Source organism: Streptomyces sp. NPDC020845 (assembly GCF_044334165.1).
In the GTDB taxonomy this organism is placed as follows: Bacteria; Actinomycetota; Actinomycetes; order Streptomycetales; family Streptomycetaceae; genus Streptomyces.
This window is the reverse complement of sequence record NZ_JBIRSJ010000017.1, coordinates 64,382-86,895: the sequence shown is the minus strand read 5'-3', so window position 1 is coordinate 86,895 and position 22,514 is coordinate 64,382. Positions and strand designations below refer to the sequence as shown.

At 70.9% G+C, this 22,514-nt stretch carries 23 protein-coding genes; 6 read left to right on the top strand and 17 right to left on the bottom strand.

The features are described from left to right. Positions 1-121 precede the first annotated feature (121 nt). Both ACH4U7_RS38980 and ACH4U7_RS38975 read right to left on the bottom strand, forming a co-directional pair. The gene (locus ACH4U7_RS38980; RefSeq protein ID WP_398532503.1) at positions 122-745 is read right to left on the bottom strand and encodes a hypothetical protein; all 624 of its coding nucleotides are present in this window, start codon (positions 743-745) and stop codon (positions 122-124) included. Positions 746-1,001: 256 nt separating this feature from the next. Next, on the bottom strand, positions 1,002-1,391 hold the full coding sequence (locus tag ACH4U7_RS38975; RefSeq protein WP_398532502.1) for a VOC family protein: 390 nt from the start codon (positions 1,389-1,391) through the stop codon (positions 1,002-1,004). A gap of 115 nt (positions 1,392-1,506) precedes the next feature. Here ACH4U7_RS38975 and ACH4U7_RS38970 point away from each other — a divergent pair, with 115 nt between their 5' ends. After that, positions 1,507-1,722, top strand: a complete 216-nt coding sequence (locus tag ACH4U7_RS38970; protein ID WP_398532501.1) for a DUF6011 domain-containing protein — start codon at positions 1,507-1,509, stop codon at positions 1,720-1,722. A gap of 19 nt (positions 1,723-1,741) precedes the next feature. Here ACH4U7_RS38970 and ACH4U7_RS38965 read toward each other — a convergent pair whose 3' ends face one another. The 3 genes from ACH4U7_RS38965 to ACH4U7_RS38955 form a co-directional block, all read right to left on the bottom strand. Then, entirely contained in the window at positions 1,742-2,575 is an 834-nt protein-coding gene (locus tag ACH4U7_RS38965) for a hypothetical protein (protein ID WP_398532500.1), read from the bottom strand. A 12-nt stretch (positions 2,576-2,587) separates the two neighbouring features. Beyond that, entirely contained in the window at positions 2,588-3,361 is a 774-nt protein-coding gene (locus ACH4U7_RS38960) for an SGNH/GDSL hydrolase family protein (protein ID WP_398532499.1), read from the bottom strand. Between the two features lie 99 nt (positions 3,362-3,460). After that, positions 3,461-4,105 (bottom strand): NAD(P)-dependent oxidoreductase, encoded by a 645-nt coding sequence (locus tag ACH4U7_RS38955; protein WP_398532498.1) that lies wholly within the window; start codon positions 4,103-4,105, stop codon positions 3,461-3,463. A 79-nt stretch (positions 4,106-4,184) separates the two neighbouring features. On the opposite strand from ACH4U7_RS38955, the gene ACH4U7_RS38950 reads away from it, so the two are divergent. Then, positions 4,185-4,790 (top strand): TetR/AcrR family transcriptional regulator, encoded by a 606-nt coding sequence (locus ACH4U7_RS38950; protein WP_398532497.1) that lies wholly within the window; start codon positions 4,185-4,187, stop codon positions 4,788-4,790. Positions 4,791-5,102: 312 nt separating this feature from the next. On the opposite strand, the gene ACH4U7_RS38945 is transcribed toward ACH4U7_RS38950, so the two are convergent. From ACH4U7_RS38945 to ACH4U7_RS38935, 3 genes are all read right to left on the bottom strand, one after another. Then, entirely contained in the window at positions 5,103-5,372 is a 270-nt protein-coding gene (locus ACH4U7_RS38945; RefSeq protein ID WP_398532496.1) for a type II toxin-antitoxin system RelE/ParE family toxin, read from the bottom strand. After that, positions 5,369-5,641, bottom strand: coding sequence for a type II toxin-antitoxin system prevent-host-death family antitoxin (locus ACH4U7_RS38940; protein ID WP_362193467.1), 273 nt, complete (start codon positions 5,639-5,641; stop codon positions 5,369-5,371). The genes ACH4U7_RS38945 and ACH4U7_RS38940 overlap by 4 nt, the downstream gene beginning before the upstream one ends. A 72-nt stretch (positions 5,642-5,713) precedes the next feature. Then, positions 5,714-6,358 (bottom strand): DUF4232 domain-containing protein, encoded by a 645-nt coding sequence (locus tag ACH4U7_RS38935; RefSeq protein ID WP_398532495.1) that lies wholly within the window; start codon positions 6,356-6,358, stop codon positions 5,714-5,716. Positions 6,359-6,558: 200 nt separating this feature from the next. Between ACH4U7_RS38935 and ACH4U7_RS38930 the strand changes: the two genes are divergently transcribed. Further along, on the top strand, positions 6,559-7,890 hold the full coding sequence (locus tag ACH4U7_RS38930) for a lipase (protein WP_398532494.1): 1,332 nt from the start codon (positions 6,559-6,561) through the stop codon (positions 7,888-7,890). 182 nt (positions 7,891-8,072) lie between these two features. On the opposite strand, the gene ACH4U7_RS38925 is transcribed toward ACH4U7_RS38930, so the two are convergent. The 3 genes from ACH4U7_RS38925 to ACH4U7_RS38915 form a co-directional block, all read right to left on the bottom strand. Continuing rightward, a complete protein-coding gene (locus ACH4U7_RS38925) occupies positions 8,073-9,338 on the bottom strand; it encodes an IPT/TIG domain-containing protein (RefSeq protein WP_398532493.1) in 1,266 nt (421 codons plus the stop codon). 151 nt (positions 9,339-9,489) lie between these two features. Further along, positions 9,490-10,305 carry an IPT/TIG domain-containing protein gene (locus tag ACH4U7_RS38920; RefSeq protein ID WP_398532492.1) on the bottom strand — a complete coding sequence of 272 codons (816 nt, stop codon included), beginning with the start codon at positions 10,303-10,305 and terminating at the stop codon, positions 9,490-9,492. A 1,058-nt stretch (positions 10,306-11,363) separates the two neighbouring features. Next, the gene (locus tag ACH4U7_RS38915; protein WP_398532662.1) at positions 11,364-11,993 is read right to left on the bottom strand and encodes a TetR/AcrR family transcriptional regulator; all 630 of its coding nucleotides are present in this window, start codon (positions 11,991-11,993) and stop codon (positions 11,364-11,366) included. A 167-nt stretch (positions 11,994-12,160) separates the two neighbouring features. Here ACH4U7_RS38915 and ACH4U7_RS38910 point away from each other — a divergent pair, with 167 nt between their 5' ends. Further along, entirely contained in the window at positions 12,161-14,653 is a 2,493-nt protein-coding gene (locus tag ACH4U7_RS38910) for a glycoside hydrolase family 3 protein (protein ID WP_398532661.1), read from the top strand. Between the two features lie 6 nt (positions 14,654-14,659). Here ACH4U7_RS38910 and ACH4U7_RS38905 read toward each other — a convergent pair whose 3' ends face one another. Beyond that, the gene (locus tag ACH4U7_RS38905; protein ID WP_398532491.1) at positions 14,660-15,604 is read right to left on the bottom strand and encodes an SGNH/GDSL hydrolase family protein; all 945 of its coding nucleotides are present in this window, start codon (positions 15,602-15,604) and stop codon (positions 14,660-14,662) included. Positions 15,605-15,932: 328 nt separating this feature from the next. Between ACH4U7_RS38905 and ACH4U7_RS38900 the strand changes: the two genes are divergently transcribed. Both ACH4U7_RS38900 and ACH4U7_RS38895 read left to right on the top strand, forming a co-directional pair. Then, complete coding sequence (locus tag ACH4U7_RS38900) at positions 15,933-16,427, top strand: DUF3145 domain-containing protein (protein WP_014180019.1); 495 nt, start codon at positions 15,933-15,935, stop codon at positions 16,425-16,427. A 52-nt stretch (positions 16,428-16,479) separates the two neighbouring features. Next, positions 16,480-17,379: an NAD(P)-dependent oxidoreductase gene (locus tag ACH4U7_RS38895; protein ID WP_398532490.1), complete on the top strand. Its 900-nt coding sequence runs from the start codon at positions 16,480-16,482 to the stop codon at positions 17,377-17,379. A 182-nt stretch (positions 17,380-17,561) separates the two neighbouring features. Here ACH4U7_RS38895 and ACH4U7_RS38890 read toward each other — a convergent pair whose 3' ends face one another. The 5 genes from ACH4U7_RS38890 to ACH4U7_RS38870 all read right to left on the bottom strand — a co-directional run bounded on the left by ACH4U7_RS38890 (position 17,562) and on the right by ACH4U7_RS38870 (position 22,500). Further along, entirely contained in the window at positions 17,562-18,848 is a 1,287-nt protein-coding gene (locus tag ACH4U7_RS38890; protein WP_398532489.1) for a beta-ketoacyl-[acyl-carrier-protein] synthase family protein, read from the bottom strand. Between the two features lie 71 nt (positions 18,849-18,919). Then, positions 18,920-19,168, bottom strand: coding sequence for an acyl carrier protein (locus ACH4U7_RS38885; RefSeq protein WP_065958912.1), 249 nt, complete (start codon positions 19,166-19,168; stop codon positions 18,920-18,922). A gap of 74 nt (positions 19,169-19,242) precedes the next feature. Beyond that, positions 19,243-20,253 carry a ketoacyl-ACP synthase III gene (locus ACH4U7_RS38880; RefSeq protein WP_398532488.1) on the bottom strand — a complete coding sequence of 337 codons (1,011 nt, stop codon included), beginning with the start codon at positions 20,251-20,253 and terminating at the stop codon, positions 19,243-19,245. A 13-nt stretch (positions 20,254-20,266) separates the two neighbouring features. Beyond that, positions 20,267-21,226 carry an ACP S-malonyltransferase gene (locus ACH4U7_RS38875; RefSeq protein ID WP_398532487.1) on the bottom strand — a complete coding sequence of 320 codons (960 nt, stop codon included), beginning with the start codon at positions 21,224-21,226 and terminating at the stop codon, positions 20,267-20,269. A gap of 89 nt (positions 21,227-21,315) precedes the next feature. After that, positions 21,316-22,500, bottom strand: a complete 1,185-nt coding sequence (locus ACH4U7_RS38870) for a PucR family transcriptional regulator (RefSeq protein ID WP_398532486.1) — start codon at positions 22,498-22,500, stop codon at positions 21,316-21,318. Positions 22,501-22,514: the final 14 nt, after the last annotated feature.

Here is a 22,514-nt window from a genome sequence, read left to right as displayed (position 1 = left end):
GGGGGGGGGGCGGGGGGGGGGGCCCCCCCCCGCCCCCCCCCCCCGCCCCTCCAGTCGCATGCTGCCCAGTGGTGCTCACGCTCCGTGCCGGCACGGCTCAGCAGGACCGGCCGTCCGTCGGCTACTCGATCTCTACTCGGATCGCGTTCCGCAGATCAGCCGCGATCCTGGCGCCCTCTTCAAGGGACAGCTTCTCCTTGGTGGCATCGACCACGGTCACCATGCCAACCGTGCTGTGGTCGCCCCAGACGCACAAGGGGGTGATCTCCGGCTGGCCGGGCTCGGCGTCGGCTTTCCGGTGCTGACACTTCATGATCCCGTTCTTGAACCCCCTCGGTGACTGCTTCTCCTTGTCGCCGATGGTTTCGGAGAGCCGCGATCCGCGCTGAACGATGTCGAAGTACGCGTCAACGGACTTTTCTGGATCGTCCACATCGCCGTAGAAGCCGATGAAGACAATGCTCTTGTTGTTGTCGAAGTCCGAGTCGGGGTCGGTTGTGTCGACTGTCGACCAGGTGTTGATGATGCGTTTCCCGTTGCTGATGCCGAGCGGGCCCGCCTCGTCACTGGCCGCGTCCTGTTCCTCGGCTGGGTCACCCCAGACCTTGTACTCCCCCAGGACGGTGGCCGGTGCGGTGAGTTCGTAGCGCTTTCCGTCGTCGGGGACGGTTTCGGTTCCGTCACCGTCCCCGACGAACAGCGCGAAGCTGCCGATGATCACGCCGACAGCGGCCAGCACGCCCACCGCGATGCCGATGTTCTTCCGCTTGGTGCCACCAACCTGCGGAGGGGCGGGGGGATACCCCGGCCAGCCGGAAGGTGTGGGGGCCTGCGGGTAGGCGTAGCCCTGTTGTCCTGGGTCGGCAGCGTTGTTCACACCGTACGGTTGCGGCGGAGGCTGACTGTGACTCATGGGTGAGATGTCCCAACTGCATGCGGGGTTCGACGCGTCATGATGTGTTGACTGGCCGTCAAAGTATCCCCGGTCGAGTTCAGCCGCCTCAGTTGCCGGTGGGCCCGTTCCAGTCGACGAGCTGGACGATGACGCCGTTGGGGTCGCGGACCTGGAAGGCGCGCTCGCCCCACTCCTCCTCCGTCAGCGGCATGGTGATCGTGACGCCCTCGGCCCGCAGGCGGGCCAGCTCGCCTTCGAGGTCTTCGACGACGAAGGCGAGGATCAGGCCGGCGGCGTGCTCGTCGCGCTGGTCGGCGGGCAGGGTCTCCAGACCGCGGCGCAGAAAGATGACGTTCATGGCGAGGCCGTCGCGGGTCAGGGACGCGAAGCCGTCGGCGGCCATCTGCTCGTGAAAGCCGAAGTGTTCGACGAGGAAGGCGCTGGAGGCGGGGACATCGTCGACGTTGAGGGACACGGCACAAGAGGTGACCTTCACAGGCTCTCTCCTTACAAGATCGCACTAGCGCAGTTTCTCTATACACAGTACATCGTACTTCGTATAGAGATTGATCGCCTATGGCGGTCCGGGCCTCACCTGGTACACCAGAGTCATGACCGCCGACGACCCCATCACGCTGCCCGGCCTCGTCGAGGAGCCCAGCGCTCCGCGCCGCCGCGTCACTTGTCGTATGTGCGGGCGGCCGCTGCGCGGGCGTGAGGCGCGGCTGTGGGGGCTGGGGGATGAGTGCCGGGCGAAGCTGGCGGTGCGCAGTGCGCCGAGGCCGCCCGCGCGTGATGTGGAGCAGGAGATGCTGCCGGGGATCTGACGGGACGCGCGCCCCACCGTCAGCGCGCTGCGCGCTTCTCCCACTCCGCGCGGTCGCGCGCGTAGACCTCGTCGGGCGCGAGCAGATCCGTCGCACCGGTGGCGCGGAGGAAGTCGGGGTCCAGGCAGTTGTCCCAGTCGTCGGCGCAGCGGTGCTGCCAGGAGGGGCCGTCCCAGTCGTCGTCCTCGCGGGCGCGGTGGACGATGCGGCCTCGCCAGCGGTATTCGATCAGCGTGGCCGTCGGGTGCTCGTCGGCGAGCGGGGCGAGCCAGAGGGGGTCGATGGCGCTGAGGGGGTCGCCCCAGTCGTTCGGGGTGGTGGGGGTGGGCAGGGCCGTCGGTGGCGGGTCGGGCAGCGGGGTCGTGGGCGTGGCCATGGGGCCGACATCGGCCTGGCGGCAGTTGCCGGTGAGGTAGCTGCCGCCCGCGGACAGCCGCCATGAGCCGTCGGGGTGGCGGTGCCAGGGCGCTTCGGGGGCGACGGGCGGGCGGTCGTCGGCGGTCGTGACGCGCACTTCGTCGAAGCCGTAACGGCAGTAGCGGTACGGGCCGTCGTTGACGTCGTCCTGCCAGATCACGTCGCGGTCGCGACCCTCGTTGTAGTGGCGGCCCCAGATGGCGCCGTAGAGATACGGGGCGTGGTCCTGGCAGAAGTTCACGATGTCGGGGCTCTTGCCCGAGCCGTACTGGATGTCGACGTAAGCCCCCTCCGGCTCGCGCCGGATCAGGACCGGGACGTGGTACGAGCCGCGGCGGCCGAGCAGGATCCAGGTGATCCACTGCGCCTCTACGGCGTCGATGCGGTCGCCGGGGCGGGCGTAGACCCGGATGGCGTCGGTGAAGATGTTCGACACGGCTTCATGATGTCAGCCGGTTTCGCCGCGCGGCCGGACGGTGCTGGTGGCATGGCCGGCGGTGCGAAGGAACTCCTCGACCACGTCCGCGATCATCGCGGCTCCGCGGCTGTTCTGGTGGATGAAGTCCGTCGTCAACTCCAGGCCGCGCCGGCGGGCGATGCTGTCGAAGGAGCGGCGCAGCATGAAGTGCTGCATCGCGGCCCGGCTGGACAGCGCCCGGCCGTCCCGGAAGTCGATCCGGGGGGTGCGGCCACACCCTCTGAGGTGGTCGGTCTGTCGTTCGTAGAGCGGCAGGTACGCGGTGCCGCAGGCGGCGGCCGTCTCCTTGACTACTTCGCTGAACTCGCCAGCCCGCAGCATCGGCGCCGAGCCCGGCTCCTCCCCCAGCACCGGCAGCGAGGAGAGGGCGACCCGGGCGTCGGTCTCCTCGGTCAGCCGGTGGGCGATGGCGGTGAGGTTCTGCCGGTACCAGTCGATCGTCGGCCGCCTCGGCAACTGCTTCATCTTGGTGTACATGCGGACGTTCTTCTCGCTGAGGCTCGCGTTGGCGTCGTTGGTGCCGATCAGCACGATGACGACGTCCGGCCGCTGGGCGACGACGGGGTCGAGGCGCTGCAGGGCGTTGTAGGCGAGGTCGCCGTTCACGCCCGCGTTGGTGAAGGCGTAGGGGTGTCCGGCGGTGCGCTCTTTGAGCATCTTGATGTAGTCCACGCTGACCTGGGCGCTGGTGAGGCTGTCGCCCAGGCATACGACGTGGGTGGTGCCGGTGTGTTGGGTGGTCACGCGGTTTTCCTTCCGGTGGTCCGGGCCGGGGCCTGGATGGTGGGTCGTGGCAGGTGTGGTGGCGGCCGATGGGCGGCCGATGCGGTTCCGGCTGGTTTCCTATGTGGCGATTCCCATCGCCTGGCCCACGGTGGCCGGGTCGTCCAGGCAGGTCAGCAGCGCGTCCGCCACGTCGGCGCGGCTGATGGTCATGCCGCCCGGAACGTTGCCGCCTATCACGCGCCGGTAGGCGCCGGTGTGCGGCTTGTCCGTCAGCTTGGGCGGCCGTACGACGGTCCATGCCGTGTCGCTCGCGCTGATCGCCTGCTCCATGGCCGCCAGGTCCGCGTAGGTGTCGCGCAGGACCCTGCGCAGCAGTGGGAAGACCAGCGCGCGGGTGAGCGGGCCCTCGTCCTCGGCCACGGGGCCGACCGGGGCGGCGCTGACGGCGGACAGCCGGCGTACGCCCGCCTGATCCATGGCCGCGGTGATCGCGCGCAGGGCGGTGCCGGCGATGTGGGTGGTCTTCGCCTGTGCGTTGCTCGCCGGGCCCACGGCGGAGATCACCGCGTCCCGGCCGGTGACGGCGGGGAGCAGCGGCTCGTGGTGGGCGAGGTCGCGGGCGGTGAGGACTTGGAGCTGTGGATGGGCGGGGACGGGCAGCCGTGCGGGGTCGCGCCCGGTCACCTCATGGCCCGAGTCGAGGGCCTGCTGGACGACCTGACGGCCGACGCCGCCGGTGGCGCCGAAGACGGTGAGTTTCATGGGGGAACTCCCTGGGTGATGGCGGAACCTGGGGGGTGGGTGAGCGTTCACTCACCCCTGCTTTCGGTAGGGTGAGTGAATGCTCACCCCGAAGTCAAGTCGGCCCACCCCGGAGCGTCTGCTGGACGCCGCCGAGAAGCTGATGCGCACCACCGGACTGGCCAACGCCACCACCAAGGCCATCGCCCGCGAGGCGGGCTGCTCGGAGGCCGCGCTCTACAAGCACTTCGCGAACAAGGAGGAGCTGTTCGTACGGGTGCTCACCGAGCGCTCGCCCAATGCCGGCCCGCTCCTCGCCGCGCTCACCGGCGAGCCGGGGGAGCGCACCGTCGAGGAGTGCCTGACGGAGATCGCCCGCCACGCCTCGCTCTTCTACGCCGACGCCATGCCGATGGCGGCCTCTCTCTTCGCGGAGCCGGCCCTGCTCAACCGCCACCGGGAGGGCATTCAGAAGATCGACAGGGGCCCGCACATGGTGCTCGAGGCACTGACCGGCCATCTGCGGCGGGAGCGCGAACGCGGGCGGATCCGCGCCGACGCCGATCCGCACGCCGCCGCCGCGCTGCTGCTCGGCGCGTGCTTCCAGCGGGCGTTCTTTCTGCACTTCTCGGGCGAGGAGGCCGTGCAGCCGGTGGCGGAGTTCGCGCCGGCCGTGGCCCGAACGGTGTGGGCGGCGGTCGGGTGAGGCCGCGCTTCGGGGGGGGCGTCAACTGCGCTGTCACCGAACGGCCTTGCGTATGATGCGGGCGGTCTCGCAGCCGCGGGGCCCGTGTGCGTTTCTTATGAGAAAGGCGGACCACCACCGTGTCCGATGACCAGGAGGACGAGGTCCACGAGGTGCTCGACGAGCTGGAAGACGCCCTGGAGGACATGGGCATCGACATCGAGATCGACGGCGACTGAGCGGCGGGGGTAGCCGACGCCCGTTGGCTACCCTCCTCGCGCGAGCCAGTCCGCGAGGGCGGCGAAGTCGTCGGTGATCCGCGTGTCCCGTCTCTCAGGCGCCGCGGTAGACGTCGCGCCGGTCGCCCACTTTGACCATGAGGATGATGAGCTCGCCGTCCTCGACCTGGTAGGCCACCCGGTAGTTGCCGACCCTGAGGCGATAGAGGCCCGACGGGCCCGTGAGCTTCTTGATGTCGGCGTCCTCGCGGTACGGATCGTCGCCGAGCGTGGTCAGGGCCGTGAGAATGCGCATGGCGGCATGCCTGTCGATGGCCCGGAGCTGCCGCTGGGCCGCCGCGGTGAACCGGAACGCGTACTTCACGCGGCACCTTGGGTGGGCTCGGCGAACAGGTCTGCCAGCAGCTCGGCCATTGTTGTGGTGGGGCCGCCTTCGGCCAGGACCGCTTCCGCTTCACGGGCCAGCAGCACGTCGGCTGCTTCTTCCAGCGCCTCGAATTCCGCGATGGGCACCACGGCCGCCACCGGCACGCCGTTGCGAGTGATCACGGTGGGAGTGCCCTGCTCGGCACGCTTGATGTGGTCGGCCAGGTGCGCTCGGGCTTCCCGTACGGTCACGGTGTTCTCGTCCATATGGGTAGTGTACGCGCAAACGTGTACACCACCGGGCGTCTGTCCATCTGTCCTTGTCTACCGCGTGGTGGTTCAGGCGCTCCGGCGCGGGGCGGGCGTCTTCGTGGAGGTCTCCTTGGGGATGTACCAGGGGCTGACGCCCAGCTTGCCGGTGTTGCCGAGGTCGATCAGCTCGGCCACGGTCTGCCGGGGGCTCCCCTCGGACGGGGCCACGTCCAGCGCCTTGCCGTTGACGGCCGGGACCGTCGGGTCGGTCACGGTGTTCCGCCACACCACGCCTGCCACCGCCGTCTCCTGGGGCCGCAGCGTCACCTGCCGGGGCGGGGCGTCGAAGTTGTCGAGGGTGGCGATGCCCGCGGATCCATGGCTGACCTGGACATCCAGCGGCTTTCCGCCCTCGTCCAGGACGCGGACCGTCGGATAGCCCTTCAGCGTGTAGGTGCGCTTGCCGCAGTTGGTCAGCTTCAGGGACATGGCGCGCAGGCCCATCGCGGCGCTCGGCTCCTCGGCCTGGACGTACACCCCGGACTCCGGGCAGGTGGGCGGTGCGGAGGGGGTGGCGGTCGGCAGATCGCCGTAGGGGCGTTGGCTGGGGTCGAGGGTTTCGACGTGCGGGGCGGGCGGCGGCGCGGGTGCCGCGACCGCCTCGGAGGCGGGTTTGCTGCCGCAGGCGGTGAGGAGGCCGAGCAGGCCCGCGGTGACCCCAAGTGCGGCCATGCAACGGGGAGTTGACCTTCGAGGTCTGACCGGGTCCGTCGGTCTTTCGCTCATACGGCCATTTGTCATCATGGCGGCATCCTCGCACGGTCGGCCATGAGTTCGGGTGAGGTCCCAGTAACCCGTATCCGACGAAAGTCAGACGCGTACCTGGCGATCGACAGTGGGGCGGGGGCAGTGCGCCGGGCCAGAGTCGGGGCATGCGACTGATGACTTCCGCCGTGTCCCGACTCTCACGGCGTCAACTACTCGGCGGCCTCGCCGCCACGGGGGCCGCCGTGACCCTCGCGTCCGCCTCCCTCGCCTCCGGCGCGGTGTCCTCCGGTAAGGGCGGCAAGGGCCACAAAGCTGCCGCCGGTGATGCCATACGGGTCGAGTTGCCGGCGCCCACCGGCCCGTACCCGGTCGGGATGGTCGAGCTGCACCTGGTGGACCAGGGTCGGAAGGAGCGGTGGGGGCCCGGCGACCGGGAGCTCATGGTGAGCGTGTGGTACCCGGCGCGGCGGGGGACGGACGGCGCGTCGGCGCCGTATATGCGGCCGGGCGCGGCCGAGGCGTTCGGGGCGGGGGCCGCGCAGATCCTGAAGGTCGACCGCGGGGCCATCGACTGGGCCGGGTTCACCACGCACGCCCGCGAGGGGGCGGGGGTGGCGCGCGGTCTTGGGCGCAGGCCCGTGGTGCTGTACTCGCCCGGGATGTACAACGAGCGCACGCTGGACACCAGCGCCGTGGTGGAGTTGGCCGGCCAGGGCTATGTCGTGGTGACGGTCGATCCGACCTACGAGGCGCACGCCGTGGAGTTCCCCGACGGGAGGGTCGCCGAGGCGTCGCCGGAGATCGGCAAGATCGAGCCGGTCGCCGACCGCAACAAGGCGGCGCTGGAGGTGCGGGTGGCCGACGTCCGGTTCGTACTGGACCGGCTGGAGGTGCTTGCGCGCGGTGGCAACCCCGACGCCGGGGGGCGGCGGCTGCCCAGCGGGCTCGGTGCGGCGCTGGACATGGCGCGGGTCGGCATGTTCGGCCACTCGCTCGGCGGCATGACGACGGCGGAGGCCATGCGTCTTGACCGCCGGATCCGGGCCGGGGTCAACCTGGACGGGCCGCTGGGGTACGACTGGACCGACCCCGATCGGCTGCTGCCGGTCGCACACAGCGGGCTCGACCGGCCGTTTCTGCTGATGGGGGCGTGGCTGGCGACCACGTCGGGGCGGCTGCCGCACACCCATGAGCAGTCGCCCTCCTGGCGGGCGCTGTGGCAGAACTCCACGGGCTGGAAGCGCGATCTGTGGACGCAGGCGGCCGAGCACAACTCGTTCACCGACTACGAGATCGTCCTCCCCGCCCTCGCCGAGCGCCTTACGCTCCCGGACGGGCTGCGGAAGCAGATGATCGGCACCGTGAACCCGACCCGTTTCACGGCGAGTCGCAGGGCCTACCTCACGGCGTTCTTCGACCGGCATCTGCGCGGACTGCACCGGCCGGTGCTGGACGGGCCCACGCCGAGCCACCCGGATGTGCGGTTCATCGGCTGAGCACAGGGGACACGACTCCCGTGCGGTGCGCGGTGTGGCCGCGGCGCGGCACAGGGGCCGTCGGTGTCCGTCCGTCCGGTGCACGCGTGTGCAGCGCCCGCCGAGCGGTCTGCGCACTGCTGCCCGGCGTGGTGGCGTACTCCTCCACCCACGACTCGGTGGTCGGCGGCCCCGTGTCCGGATCACGACACTTCGTAAAGGTAGGGGATGAGGTTGCTGTAACCGGCCGGGGTATGCGCCCTGACGTCGACCGAGCCGGGTGACCCGCCCGGGGCCACCGCGACGACCTGGGAGTCCGAGATCGCGGCGAACGAGGCCTCGACACCCCCGAAGGTCACGGAGTCGGTGTAGGTCAGATTCGCGCCGGTGAGGGTGACCGGGTTGCCGCCGTAGTCCGGGCCATGCGGCGGATTCAGGGTGTTGACGACAGGCGCTCCGAGATACGTGTAATAGGCGCCGCCGGTCCCCACCGTGCTGGTGCCGCCGGGCGTGGTGACGGTGACGACGACCGTGCCGGAACCACTTGGGGCGGTGACGGTCAGCTGGCCGTCGGAGATGACATTGATGTTGGAGGCTGGGTTGTTTCCGAATTTCACGACGCTGGTGAGCGTCAGGTTGGTGCCGAAGACGGTGACCGTGTTCGCGCCGGTGTCCGGGCCGGAATGCGGGTACAGATCGGTGACGGTCGGGGCGGCGATGTAGAAGTACGGCAGCGGATTGCTGGTGCCGCCGGGGGTGGTGACCGTGACGTTGACCGCGGACGGTGGCCCCGCGGGGGCGGCGACGCTGATTTGGTTGGCGCCGTTGGTGAGGATGGTCGCCGGGTTGGAGCCGAAGAGGACGTGGGTGGCGCCGCTGAGGTCGCTGCCGTAGATGGTGACGGTATTGCCGCCGGATATCGGGCCGGATGTCGGGCTGAGGTTGTTGAGATGCGGGGCCGGGGTGGCGGTGTAGGTGTAGGCGAGTGGGTTGCTGGTGCCGCCGGGGGTGGTGACGGTGACGTTGACGGTGCCGGTACCCGAGGGTGCGATGACGGTGATCTGGGCGGCGGTGTTGGTGAGGATCGCCCCCGGGTTGGAGCCGAAGAGGACTTGGGTGGCTCCGGTGAGGTTGCTGCCGTTGATGGTGACGGTGTTGGTGCCCGTGGTGGGACCGGAGGTCGGATTGAGGCTGCTGAGGACCGGGGCCGGGGTGGTGGTATAGGTGAACGGGACGGTCTGGGTGCTGGTGCCATTGGGGGTGGTGACGGTGACATTGACCGTGCCGCTGCCCGCGGGGGTTTTGGCGGTGATCTGGGTGTCGTTGACGACTACCACGTTGGTGGCGAAGCTGAAGCCGAACCTGACCTGAGTGGCGCCGGTGAGGCCGGTGCCGGTGATGGTGACGGTGGTGCCTCCCGACGGAGAGCCTTGGGCAGGGTTGACACCGGTCACTACGGGTGGGGCCATGGCGTCTTCCTTGTGGTGTGCGTGTCCCAGCGGCCGCGCCCCGGCTGACGTCTGATGTGAGTCGGCCGGAGCGCGGCGGGGGCCGCCCTGCCCTGCGGAACGGACGCGGGCGGCCGTGCGATGGAGCCTTCCGCCGAGGCGGCGCCGTGGATCAGGCCGTGACGGCGAAGCCGAGGACGGCGTTGCCCTGGCCGCCCGGCGTGGTGACCCGGACGTCGTATGTGGTGCCCACCACGAGGCTGTTGGGGACGGTGGCGGTGATCTGGGTGTTGGAGACCTGATCGAAGTCCGCCGGGACAACGGTGGTTCCGGTGATGAACGCGACCTCGGTGGCACCGACCAGACAGGTGCCGTCGATGGTGACGCCCGAGCCGACCGGCCCCGACGCGGGTCCCACAGTGGGGGTGCCGGGGGCGTCGTAGAAGGTGTACTGGCTGCCGCTGCCCGACGGGGTGCTGGTGCCGCCGGCGGAGGTGACCACGACGCTCACCGTGTCGGTGCAGCCGGCGATCGGAGTGGTGTGCGCGGGAGTGGTCACCGTGAGCTGGGTGTCCGATGTGGGCGGGAACGTACCGGTCGCCGGGCCGACACCGGTGAAGGTGACGCCGGTCGCGGTCAGGAAGCCGCTGCCGCTCAGCGTGACCGATGTGGCGCCCGCCGGTCCCTGGTTGTTGGTCACGGTGTTGCAGACCGGCTGGGCGATGTAGAAGAAGGGCGCCGAGTTGCTGGTGATGCTTCCCACGGTCACGCTGACGGGCACCTGTCCGGAACACAGCACCGGTATGGAGGTGACGGTGACCGTGGTGCCCGCGCCGTTCACGGTGAAGCCGCTGGTGATGGACTTCGCTCCGAAGTTCACCTTGGTGGCGCCCGTGAAGCCGGACCCGCTGATGGTGAGAGTATCCCCGCCTTTGCCCTGGTTGGTGCCGGTGGTGGTGTCCACCAGGGGGGGTGTGATGGTTGGCATGGCTTTCTCCTTGGGGGGGTGTGTCGCTCTCCGGCGAGTTCGAAGGAGCAGGGCGGTGTTTCACGACTGCTCGGGGATCCAGCCGTGCGGCTGGGATGCGGAATCGCGGAGGGGCGGCAGAGTTGCGGACCGCTCGGGATCCGGGGTCGCCGAGGCCGGGGCTATGCCGGCGCAACCGGTTGCGGCGACTTGGCGTGAAGACCCGTTGCCTCGAGGCCGGCGCCCGGGGAAGCAGGTCGTCGATGTGAAGCGAATCAGCGGCGGTACCAGACCGGGCTGTCAATCTCGCTTGAATTGAGTAAAGCAGTCGGGCGATACGCGCGACAGGCGCAATTGGAGCACTTGGGAGTTGATGTGAAAACCTGCTTAAGAGCCTTCACGGGCTTGTTGTGTGCCGGAAGTGTTTCCCCTCCCGCCTTCTCTTCCCGACTCCACCTGTCGCTCATGGAGTCGATGGGTGCACCGCCCGCAGCTCAATGGGCCGGTGGATTCCCACCGGCCCCAGCGGCGCGTCCGCGCCCAGGGCGACCGGCCCGCCGCCGTCAACGACGCGCTCGGGAACTGCGCACCCGCCTCGATGCCCACCGCACCCCCGGGAGCACCCGCACCCCGTACCGCACCCCGTACCGCACCTCACCAGCCGACCATGGACGCACCCCTGATCGTGAGGGGAGCGGCTTGACTTGTCGGCCTGTCGCAGAGCGTCCATGGTTGTCGCACAGCCTCACCAACTCCGCTCCCGATTCAGGCCACCGATTGCGACATCGCGACCGGCACCACCACCAACACCGGCGGCGTCGTGGACGGCACCGCTCGGTGCAGGTTCTCAACCGGCTGTCCGGGGTGACCGCCATCACGGCGGTGACGCCCGGGGGCACCGGGGCGGTGACCGTGACCGGGCCCGGCGGGACCGGCGTCCTCGGGCACTTCTACTACATCGCGCCGCCCCGCCTCGCCGGTCTGTCGCCCACCCGGCGGCTCGGTGGGCGGCGGCAACACGGTGGTGATCAGCGGCAGCTACCTCGGCACAGCCAGTGGAGGGCTGGTGACGGGGTGTGTCAGTCCTGCGGCGGTGTCGGCTGCCCCAGCAGGGCGAGGAAGGACCGGAAGGCGGCCGGCATGTCCACCGCCTCCGGGTCGTGCAGCCACTGGTACTGAAGCCCGTCCATCACCGCGACCAGCAGCGGCGCGGCCTCCTCGGGCCGCAGGCCCCCGGGCAGCCGGTCGCCGAACTCGCCGCGCAGGGTGGCCGCCATATCGGCGCGCACCCGCTCATAGCGCCGGGTGAAGAACTCGCGGGCCGGGTGGTCGTCGGTGACGCTCTCGCCGAGCAGGGCGGAGAAGGTCTGCACGATCCCCGGCCGCATGGCGTTGTACTCCACCAGCGAGGCGAGCAGATCCAGCGGCCAGGCGGCGGACTCGGCGCGCCGCGCGGTGCCGGTGTCCCACTGGTCGCGCTCGGCGAGCACCGCGACGAGCAGGGCCTCCTTGGTGGGGAAGTAGTGCAGCAGACCCTGCTGGGTCAGGCCGACGCGCTCGGCGACCGCGCCCAGGGTGGCGCCCCGGTAGCCGCGCTCGGCGATCACTTCGAGCGCACAGCGGACGATCTCGGCGCGCCGCTCCTCGCCGCGCGCCCCGCGTCTGGCGCCCCCGCCCCCGCTCCCTCCCCTCCGTGTCCGCTCGGCCATCGCCGTCCCGCCTTCCCGCTCGCTGCCTGAGGCATTCGCCGCCGTAGGCATTCAAACAGAATAACGAAATGGTAACTATGCCTACCCAGCTACAGGTCATCGCGGGCGGACCGGTCCACCATGGCCTGGACCGACCGCAGCGATCAGGAGGTTCCGCCGTGACGGCAGTGGAGAACGCGCTGGGCAAGCTCGATCTGGACACCAAGGCGCGGCTGCTCTCCGGCCAGGACATGTGGTCGCTGCCCGCCGTCCCCGAGATCGGGCTGCGCTCACTGGTGATGTCGGACGGCCCGATCGGCGTGCGCGGGGTGCACTGGAGCGCCGACGACCCGTCCATCGCCCTGCCCAGCCCCACCGCCCTGGCCGCCACCTGGGACCCGGAACTCGCCCGCCGGGCGGGCCATCTGCTCGCCCAGGAGGCGCGCCGCAAGGGTGTGCACGTACTGCTGGCGCCGACCGTCAATCTGCACCGCTCACCGCTGGGCGGCCGTCACTTCGAGGCGTACAGCGAGGACCCGTACCTCACCGGCGAGATCGGCACCGGATACGTCACCGGCGTCCAGGAGGGCGGGGTCGGCACGACCGTCAAGCACTTCGTCGCCAACGACGCCGAGACCGAGCGCTTCACCGTCGACAACCGGGTCGGCGCGCGGGCGCTGCGCGAGCTGTATCTCGCCCCCTTCGAAGCCATCGTCAAGAACGCCCGCCCCTGGGGCGTGATGGCCGCCTACAACGGCGTCAACGGTTCGACGATGACCGAGCACCGTGAACTCCAGCAGGGGGTGCTGCGTGGCGAGTGGGGGTTCGACGGCTTCATCGTCTCCGACTGGCTGGCCGCCCGCGACACCGTACGGGACCTGCTCGGCGGGCTCGACGTCGCCATGCCGGGACCGCGCACCGTCTACGGCGAGGCGCTGGCCGCCGCCGTACGGGCCGGAGAGGTCCCCGAGGCCGACGTGGACGAGGCGGTGCGCCGGGTGCTGACCCTCGCCGCCCGTGTCGGCGTCCTGGAGGGCCTGGACGGGGCAGCCCCGGCCGTGGCCGCCGCCGACCGGCCGGAGGCCGTGGACGGCGCGGCGCTGGCCCGCGAGATCGCCCGGCGCTCCTTCGTCCTGCTGCGCAACGAGCCCGCCACAGCCTTGCCAGGTCGCACGGCTCTGCCGCTCGACCCCGCCCGCCTGACGGGCGTCGCGCTGCTCGGCGCGGCGGCCCGCGACGCCCGGGTGCTCGGCGGCGGCTCCGCCCAGGTCTTCCCCGAGCGCGTCGTCTCGCCGCTGGAGGGGCTGCGCGCCGCCCTGCCCGAGGGCGTCCTGACCTACGCCGTCGGCGCCGACCCCACCGATGAACTCGCCCCGGCCGCCCAGGGGTTCGAGCTGCGCGCCGTCGTGCGCGCCGAGGACGGGCGGACGCTGGGGGAGTCGCGGCTGCCGAACGGGGAGGTGCGCTGGCTCGACGACTTCCCGGAGGGGGTGACGTACGAAGAGCTGCACACCGTCGAGATCACCGGCACCCTCACCCCGCGCGAATCCGGCCGCCACACCTTCGGCACGCGGGGCCTTGGCGCGTTCCGGCTGACCGTCGACGGCGAGGTGCTGTACGACGGGGTGCAGGACATGGAGGACGCGCGCGACCCCTTCGAGGCGTTCTTCGGCGTGCCCAAGCCGCGCGCGACCGCCGAACTGACGGCGGGTCGGCCCGTACGGATCAGCCTCACCTGCGAGGTCGTCAAGATTGAGGACGCCCCGCTGCAGGCCGTATCCCTGAGCCTGATGCACCGCGCCCCCGAGCGCGACGCCGACGAGCTGATCGAGGAGGCCGTGGCGGCAGCGGCGGCGGCCGACGTCGCCGTGGTGGTGGTCGCCACCACCGAACGCGTCGAGAGCGAGGGCTTCGACCGCTCCGACCTGCGGCTGCCGGGCCGTCAGGACGAGCTGGTACGGCGCGTGGCCGCGACCGGCACCCGCACCGTGGTGGTCGTCAACTCCGGCTCGCCGGTGGAGATGCCATGGCGCGAGGACGTCGCCGCGGTGCTGCTGAGCTGGTTCCCGGGCCAGGACGCGGGCCTCGCGCTCGCGGACGTCCTGCTCGGCGCCGAGGAGCCCGGCGGGCGCCTGCCCACCACCTGGCCGGCCCGGCTGGCCGACGCCCCGGTCAGCGAGGTCCGGCCGACGGACGGCCGGCTGAGCTACGACGAGGGCGTGTTCATCGGCTACCGCGCCTGGGAGCGGCGCGCGGCACAGCGGCCGGAGGACGCCCCGGCCCCCGCGTACTGGTTCGGCCACGGCCTCGGGTACACCGAATGGGCCTACGAGTCGGCCGAGTTCACCCCGGCGGCGGAGCCGGGCGGCGACGACCTGGGCACCCTCACCGTCGAGGTCCGCAACACCGGGGCGCGGGCGGGCCGGGAGGTGGTCCAGGTCTATCTCGAGGTGCCCGAGGGCGACGGCGAGGAGCGCCCGGTGCGCCGCCTCGCCGGGTTCGCCTCCGTGACCGCCGAGCCGGGCGGCAGGGCGCGGGCGGCCGTCACGCTCCCGCGCCGGGCCGCGGAGGTCTGGGACGAGTCCGCACACGCCTGGCGGCTGATCCCCGGCGCGTACGCCGCCCAGACGGGCCGCAGCCTGGCCGACCGCCGACTGTCCGTGCGGGTGACAGTGGGCTGAGCCCCGCTACGGGGTGGTGATGCGGCGGTAGGCCATTTCGGCCAGCTGCTGCTGGCCCTCCTTGCTCGGGTGGAACCAGTCCCACTTGCTCAACTCATCCGTCGAGAACTGGTAGTTGTGCACCGCGTCGTCGTACCGGCACAGCGCGTCCTGGGAGCAGACGGACTTCAGCACCGCGTTGTACTCGTCCACCCGGTCCTCCACCCGGCGGCGCCGCTCCTCCGCCGCCGGGTCGGTGGCGTCGGCGTCCTTGAGCATCGACGGGCAGATCCCCAGCTTCCAGATCTGCCGCCCCAGCACGTTCTTGCGCCCCTCGGACCACAGCCGCTTCAAGTCCGGCACGCTGGCCACGTACACCTGCGTCTTGGGCAGGTCGTGGCGCAGCGTCTTGAGCGCGGCGCTGAAGTCGGCCCGGAAGTCGGCCGTCGTGGTCATGTCGTCGACCGAGGAGCGGCAGGCGTCATTGGCGCCGATCAGGACGGTCACCAGCTGCGGCTTCCGGGAGACCGCCGACTGGAGCTGGCCGGACAGGTCGGCCATCACCGCGCCCGTCTTGGCGTAGTTCCAGGTGCGGGTGGCGGAACGGGAGGTGGTGGGCAGCAGCCGGCGGGCGAGGCTGTTCACCTCCGTCCCGGTGGACCAGGACACCTCGGGGCAGTCGGACAGCACGGAGCAGGCGTCGAAGCCACGGGTGATGGAGTCGCCGAGGGAGGCGATGGAGTCGGGCTTGGTGTTCCACAGGACGCTGGGCTTGGCGGCGGGGCGCTTGCCGCCGCGGGAGCCGCCGGGGTGTGAGGCGTCGTCGGTGCCGCCGAGGCAGCCGCCCGACGCCAGCACGGCGGCCGTGGTGAGCAGCGCCACACTGGTGCGCGCGGCGGTGGTGCGGGTGGTCGTGGACGCGAACCGTGCCCCCGGAAATGTCCGGCGCCGGCGTGCTGTGCTGCCCCGCATGGCTGTTCCCCCTCCGACTCTTGGGTGATTCTGTCCAGGACCGACGGTACGTCACTCCTCCGGCTGCACCGCGCGGTAGCTTTTTCCCGTGCCAGTTGAGCTCCGCCCCTGGCGGGAGCGGGAGCGTTCCGGTACGGGCAAGTTACCTGGCGTCACATCGTGTCCGTTTTCAGAAGAATTCTGCCCGAAAAATTTCACTGCAGGTAACCTCGGGGCTGGTGCGAGGGTGATCATTAGGGCAGAATGTCTAGTGCTGTCCCGGCCATCACCGGTACGGACACGAGGCCGCTGGGGAAGGCGTACCTCGAGAACCGCACAGGAGGCCCAGGTGACGACACGTGGAGTTCTGTACGTACACTCCGCTCCGCGCGCGCTGTGCCCGCACGTCGAATGGGCCATCGCGGGCGTACTCGGCGTGCGCGTCACCCTCGACTGGATCAAGCAGCCCGCCGCGTCCGGCACTTGGCGCGCCGAGTTCTCCTGGCAGGGCGAGGTCGGGACCGCCTCCAAACTGGCCTCCGCGCTCCGCGGCTGGCATCTGCTGCGCTTCGAGGTGACCGCGGAGCCGTGCGCCACCGCCGAGGGCGAGCGCTACAGCTCCACCCCCGACCTCGGCATCTTCCACGCCGTCACCGGAATGCACGGCGACATCCTGATCCCCGAGGACCGGCTGCGCGCCGCGCTCGCCCGCGCGGCGCGCGGGGAGAGCGATCTGCAGGCCGAGGTCGCCAAGCTGCTCGGCCAGCCCTGGGACGACGAGCTGGAACCTTTCCGCTACGCGGGGGAGGGCGCCCCCGTCCGCTGGCTCCACCAGGTGGTCTGAGCCGGCAGCCGGGGTTCGCCCTGGAGCCCGCTCCAAGATCTAGCGTTCTGGTATGACCGAAAACCTCCCCACGCCCCGTCCCGCACGATCCGTCGCGGTCCTCGGCACCGGCATCATGGGCTTCCCGATGGCCCGTAACCTCGCCGGAGCCGGACTCGAGGTCCGCGCGTGGAACCGCACCCGCGCCAAGGCCGAGCCGCTGACTGCCCACGGAGTGCGCGTCACCGACACCCCCGCCGAGGCGGTGGACGGCGCCGACGCCGTTCTGACGATGCTGTACGACGGACCCGCCGCCCTCGACGCGATGCGGCAGTCCGCCCCCGCGCTGCGCCCCGGGGTGGTGTGGGCCCAGTCCACCACCGCCGGTCTCGGCGCCCTGGACGCCCTCGCCGCGTTCGCCCGGGAGAGCGGGCTGGTCTTCGTCGACGCGCCCGTCCTGGGCACCAAGCAGCCCGCCGAGAGCGGACAGCTGCTGGTGCTGGCCGCCGGCCCGGATTCGGCCCGTACGGTCCTGGCCCCCGTATTCGACGGGGTCGGCGGCCGGACCCTGTGGGTGGGCGAGCGCGGCGAGGAGGGCGCGGCCACCCGGCTCAAGCTGGTGGCCAACAGCTGGGTGCTCACCGTCACCAACGGCACCGCCGAGGCCCTGGCCCTCGCCAAGGGGCTCGGCGTGGACCCGCGCGCCTTCCTGGACGCCGTCGCGGGCGGGCCGCTGGACATGGGCTATCTGAAGGCCAAGGCGGAGCTCCTGCTCAGCGGCCGTCTGGAGGCCAGCTTCGCGACCAGGACCGCCGAGAAGGACGCCCGGCTGATCGTCGAGGCGGGCGAGCGCGCGGGGGTGCGGCTCGACGTGGCGGCCGCGGGCGCGGAGCGGTTCCGGCGGGCCACCGAACGGGGACACGGCGACGAGGACATGGTGGCCTCGTACTTCGCCAGCTTCGACGAACACTGAGCCGGACCGGGCGCCCGGTGTCCGGGTATGCGCAAGGCCCGTACGGCCACTCACCGAGAAGTGGCCGTACGGGCCTTGGCGTCGCAGGGGGCTCAGACCGTACGGAAAGCTCAGACCGTACGGAAAGCTCAGACCGTACGGAAAGCTCAGACCGTACGGAAAGCTCAGACCGTACGGAAAGCTCAGACCGAACGGAAGGCCAGCACCACGTTGTGGCCGCCGAAGCCGAACGAGTCGTTCAGCGCCGCGATGGTGCCCGCGGGCAGGGGGCGCGGCTCGCCGCGCACGATGTCCCCGTCCGCCTCCGGGTCGAGGCTGTCGAGGTTGATGGTCGGCGGGGCCAGCCGGTGGTGCAGGGCCAGCACCGTGGAGACGGTCTCCACGCCGCCCGCGCCGCCGAGCAGATGGCCGGTCATCGACTTGGTGGCGGAGATCGCCATGTGGTCGACGTCGTGGCCGAAGACCTTGCGCAGCGCCTTGATCTCCGCGACATCGCCCTGCGGGGTCGAGGTCGCATGCGCGTTGACATGCACGATCTCGGCCGGCTTGAGCTCGGTGGCGTGGACCAGGTTCTGCAGCGCGTGTGCGATGCCGCTGCCGGACGGCTCAGGCTGGGTGATGTGGTGCGCGTCGGCCGAGATGCCCTGGCCGACGGCCTCGGCGTAGACCCGCGCGCCGCGCCGGGCGGCGTGGTCGGCCGACTCCAGGACGACGATGCCCGCGCCCTCGCCCATCACAAAGCCGTTGCGCGCGGTGTCGAACGGACGCGAGGCGCCCTGCGGGTCCTCGTTGTTCTTCGACATCGCCATCATGTTGCCGAAGGCGACGATGGGCAGCGGGTGGATGGACGCCTCGGTGCCGCCCGCGACGACCACATCGGCACGGCCGGTGCGGATCATCTCGATGGCGTAGCCGATGGCCTCCGCGCCCGACGCACACGCGCTGACCGGGGTGTGGACCCCGGCGCGGGCGCCGACCTCCAGGCCGACGTTGGCCGCCGGGCTGTTGGGCATCAGCATCGGCACGGTGTGCGGGGACACCTTGCGGACGCCCTTCTCGCGCAACACGTCGTACTGGTCGAGGAGGGTGGTCACGCCGCCGATACCGGAGGCCACCACCGCGCCGAGCCGGTCGGGGTCGACCGGAAGGCCCGCCGCGGCAGCGGCTGATGTCTCTGCGCCCGCCCTGGCGGTGAAACCGGCGTCCGCCCAGGCCTCACGGGCCGCGATCAGCGCGAACTGCGCCGAGCGGTCGAGCTTACGGGCCTGCGGCCGCGGGATGACGGTGCCCGGCTCCACCGCGATGCGCGCGGCGATACGGACCGGCAGGTCGGCCGCCCAGTCCTCCTCGAGGAGGCGGACGCCGGACCGCCCGGCGAGCAGTCCTTCCCAGGTGGAAGCGGCGTCGCCACCCAGCGGCGTCGTGGCACCAACACCGGTGACGACCACGGTGCGATTGGTCGAACTCACAGGATTTCCTACTTTACGTGGAGAGAAGGTGCTGGACCTGCCACCGCTCGGGTGGCGACAGCGCCCGGGGCTCAGCCCTGGTGCTTGAGGATGTAGTCGGCGGCGTCGCCGACGGTCTTGAGGTTCTTGACGTCGTCGTCCGGAATCTTCACGTCGAAGCGCTCCTCGGCGGCGACGACGACCTCGACCATGGACAGCGAGTCGACGTCCAGGTCGTCCGTGAAGGACTTCTCCAGCAGGACGTCCTCGGTCGGGATACCGGCGATCTCGTTGACGATCTCGGCGAGACCCTCGACGATCTCTTCCTGAGTGGCGGCCATTGCGGCGCTCCTTCTTCGGGTGATTGCGGTGAGTGCGCAGCGTCCGACCTGTTCGGGGCTGCGTGGGATCTTGACTAAGGGAGGGTAACGACCGTCGCTGCGTACACGAGACCCGCCCCGAAGCCGATGACGAGCGCGGTGTCGCCGCTCTTCGCCTGCCCGGTCGCCAACAGCCGCTCCATGGCGAGCGGAATGGAGGCGGCCGAGGTGTTGCCGGTGGTCTCCACATCACGGGCGACCGTGACATGCTCCGGCAGCTCAAGGGTTTTGACCATCGAGTCGATGATCCGCATGTTGGCCTGGTGGGGGATGAAGACGTCGAGGTCCTGCGGGCTGACCCCGGCGTCGTCGAGGGCCTGCTTGGCGACCTTGGCCATCTCGAAGACCGCCCAGCGGAAGACCGCCTGGCCCTCCTGGGTGATCGCGGGGAAGCGTACCTCAGCGGCCTTCTCGTCGCGGTACACGTCCCACGGCAGCGTCTGCATGATGGTCTCGGACTTGTCGCCCTCCGAGCCCCAGACGGTCGGGCCCATCGCGGGCTCCTTGGACGGGCCGACGACCACGGCGCCCGCACCGTCGCCGAACAGGAAGGCCGTCGCTCGGTCCTCCAGATCGGTCAGGTCCGACAGCCGCTCCACGCCGATGACCAGGACGTACTCAGCGGTGCCATCGGTGACCATGCCCTTGGCGAGGGTCAGCCCGTAGCCGAAGCCCGCGCAGCCCGCCGAGATGTCGAACGCGGCCGGCTTGCCCGTGCCCAGCAGATGGGCGATCTCGGTCGCCACCGCGGGGGTCTGCTTGAAGTGCGAGACGGTCGCGACGACCACGCCACCGATCTGCTCCGGCGTCAGGCCCGCCGCGGCGATGGCCTTGCCACCCGCCTCGACGGACATCGTGGCCACCGTCTCGTCCGGCCCGGCCCAGTGCCGCGTGGCGATCCCCGAGCGGCTGCGGATCCACTCGTCGGAGGAGTCGATGTGCTTGAGGATCTCCTCGTTGGGCACCACGCGGTGCGGACGGTAGCCGCCGACACCGAGGATGCGCGCGTACGGTGCGCCCTTGCTGGGCTTGATCTTCGCGGTCATGCTCTGGGAGCTCCTATTCGGCCGGGGTGCCGGCGACCGGAACAGCGTGCTCGGCGATCAGCGCACGGGCCGCCTCGAGGTCGTCGGGAGTCTTGAGGGCCAGCGTCTTGACGCCCGGCAGGGCGCGCTTGGCGATGCCGACGAGTGTGCCGCCCGGCGCCACCTCGATGATCGCGGTGGCACCCAGCTTCTGGAAGGTCTCCATGCACAGGTCCCAGCGGACCGGGTTGGACACCTGGGCGACCAGCCGCTGGGCGACCTCGGAGCCGGAGGTGACGACCTGTCCGTCCCGGTTGGAGACGTAGGGGAGACGCGGATCGGCGACGGGGGCGCCCTCCATCAGCGTCTGGAGCGCCGAGACCGCCGGGGCCATGTGGTCGGTGTGGAACGCGCCCGCCACCTTCAGCGGAACGACCCGGCGCACCCCCTCCGGCTTGTCCTCGGCCAGCGCGGCCAACTGCTCGGCGGTGCCGGCCGCCACGATCTGGCCGGCGCCGTTCACATTCGCCGGGGTCAGCCCGAGCTTGGTCAGATGGGCGACGACGTCGTCCTGCTCGCCGCCGAGCACCGCGGCCATACCGGTCTCGGCCTGCGCCGCGGCCTCCGCCATCGCGAGCCCACGGCGGCGGACCAGCACCATGGCGGCCTCGTCGGTCAGCACACCGGCGACCGCGGCCGCCGTGATCTCGCCGACGCTGTGCCCGGCGCTCGCGCCGAGCAAATCCCGGTAGTCCTCGGCGCCCTCGGAGAACAGGGCGTGGGCGGAGGCGAGCCCTGCGGCCACCAGCAGCGGCTGGGCGACGGCGGTGTCCCGGATCTCCTCCTCGTCGGCCTTGGTGCCGTAGTGGATCAGATCAAGGCCGGATACGGCGGACCACCACGTCAACCGTTCGGTGACGCCGGGGAGGTCGAGCCAGGGGACCAGGAAGCCGGGCTTCTGGGCGCCCTGGCCGGGAGCGACGAGTACGAGCACCCTCACACTCTCTCTTGTGGTCGGTCTCGACCGCCCGTGAGGACAAGGACGAAGAACCGTTAGGGGAATTGTTGGACTCCGACAAAGACCTAGACCTGGGGGTCCGCGTCGGCCAGACGCCCCAGGATCAGGGCTATGCGCAGAGTAAACGCCGACCGCACATCGGAAGGCGACCATCCGGTGACGTCGGTCACACGTCGTAGCCGGTAGCGCACGGTGTTCGGGTGAACGAAGAGCATGCGTGCCGCGCCTTCCAGACTGCTTGCCTGCTCCAGATATACGCTCAGAGTTTCCAGCAGGGCAGACCCCGCCTCCTCCAGCGGTCTGTAGATCTCCTCCACCAATTGGTCACGCGCCGCCGGGTCCGAGGCCATCGCGCGCTCCGGCAGCAGATCGTCCGCGAGCACCGGCCGCGGTGCGTCCGGCCAGGCGGTGCACGCCTTGAGCCCGGCCGCCGCGGCCGCCGCGGACTTGGTCGCGGCCAGCAGATCGGAGACCACCGGGCCCGCCACCACTGGACCCGCCGCGAACGGCCCGATCAGCGCCTTTGCCGCCTGGAGCGGATTGTCGGAGCCGCCCGCGACCACCACCAGGCGGTCGCCGAGAACACCCGTGAGCACCTGCAGCTTGGCGTGCCGGGCGGCGCGCCGGATCGCCTCGACGGTCAGCTCGCTGTCTCCGTCGGGCGCGGTGCCCAGCACCACGCACACATGCTCCGGGGCGTTCCAGCCCAGGGCGGCGGCGCGGGACAGCGCCCCCTCGTCGGCCTCCCCCGACAGCACGGCGTTGACCACCAGCGACTCGAGCCGGGCGTCCCACGCCCCCCGGGCCTCGGCCGCCTGCGCGTACACCTGCGCGGTGGCGAAGGCGATCTCCCGCGCGTACACCAGCAGCGCCTCGCGCAGCACCGACTCGTCCCCGGGGGCCGCCACCTCGTCGATGGCGGACTCCATGACCTCGATCGTGGTGCGGACCATCTCGACGGTCTGCCGCAGCGTGATCGCCCGGGTCAGCTCGCGCGGCGCGGTGCCGAAGACATCGGTGCTGATGGCCTGCGGGGCCTCCGGGTGCCGGAACCACTCGGTGAACGCCGCGATGCCCGCCTGGGCGACCAGCCCGATCCAGGACCGGTTCTCCGGCGGCATCGCGCGGTACCACGGCAGCTGCTCGTCCATGCGGGCGATGGCGCTCGCTGCGAGCTTCCCGGAGGACTTCTCCAGGCGGCGCAGGGTGGCGCTGTGCGGATGAGGGCTGTTCGCGGCTGGTTCTGGCACGAGGACAAGACTGC

Bases quoted from the DNA above. Each gene is read 5' to 3' on its own strand.
- ACH4U7_RS38915 (WP_398532662.1), bottom strand. From the start codon at position 11,993: ATGGCCGAGCGGACACGGAGGGGAGGGAGCGGGGGCGGGGGCGCCAGA.
- ACH4U7_RS38905 (WP_398532491.1), bottom strand. From the start codon at position 15,604: ATGCGGGGCAGCACAGCACGCCGGCGCCGGACATTTCCGGGGGCACGG.
- ACH4U7_RS38895 (WP_398532490.1), top strand. From the start codon at position 16,480: ATGACCGAAAACCTCCCCACGCCCCGTCCCGCACGATCCGTCGCGGTC.
- ACH4U7_RS38940 (WP_362193467.1), bottom strand. From the start codon at position 5,641: ATGGACGAGAACACCGTGACCGTACGGGAAGCCCGAGCGCACCTGGCC.
- ACH4U7_RS38935 (WP_398532495.1), bottom strand. From the start codon at position 6,358: ATGGCCGCACTTGGGGTCACCGCGGGCCTGCTCGGCCTCCTCACCGCC.
- ACH4U7_RS38970 (WP_398532501.1), top strand. From the start codon at position 1,507: ATGACCGCCGACGACCCCATCACGCTGCCCGGCCTCGTCGAGGAGCCC.
- ACH4U7_RS38950 (WP_398532497.1), top strand. From the start codon at position 4,185: ATGCTCACCCCGAAGTCAAGTCGGCCCACCCCGGAGCGTCTGCTGGAC.
- ACH4U7_RS38885 (WP_065958912.1), bottom strand. From the start codon at position 19,168: ATGGCCGCCACTCAGGAAGAGATCGTCGAGGGTCTCGCCGAGATCGTC.
- ACH4U7_RS38955 (WP_398532498.1), bottom strand. From the start codon at position 4,105: ATGAAACTCACCGTCTTCGGCGCCACCGGCGGCGTCGGCCGTCAGGTC.
- ACH4U7_RS38925 (WP_398532493.1), bottom strand. From the start codon at position 9,338: ATGGCCCCACCCGTAGTGACCGGTGTCAACCCTGCCCAAGGCTCTCCG.
- ACH4U7_RS38920 (WP_398532492.1), bottom strand. From the start codon at position 10,305: ATGCCAACCATCACACCCCCCCTGGTGGACACCACCACCGGCACCAAC.
- ACH4U7_RS38930 (WP_398532494.1), top strand. From the start codon at position 6,559: ATGCGACTGATGACTTCCGCCGTGTCCCGACTCTCACGGCGTCAACTA.
- ACH4U7_RS38880 (WP_398532488.1), bottom strand. From the start codon at position 20,253: ATGACCGCGAAGATCAAGCCCAGCAAGGGCGCACCGTACGCGCGCATC.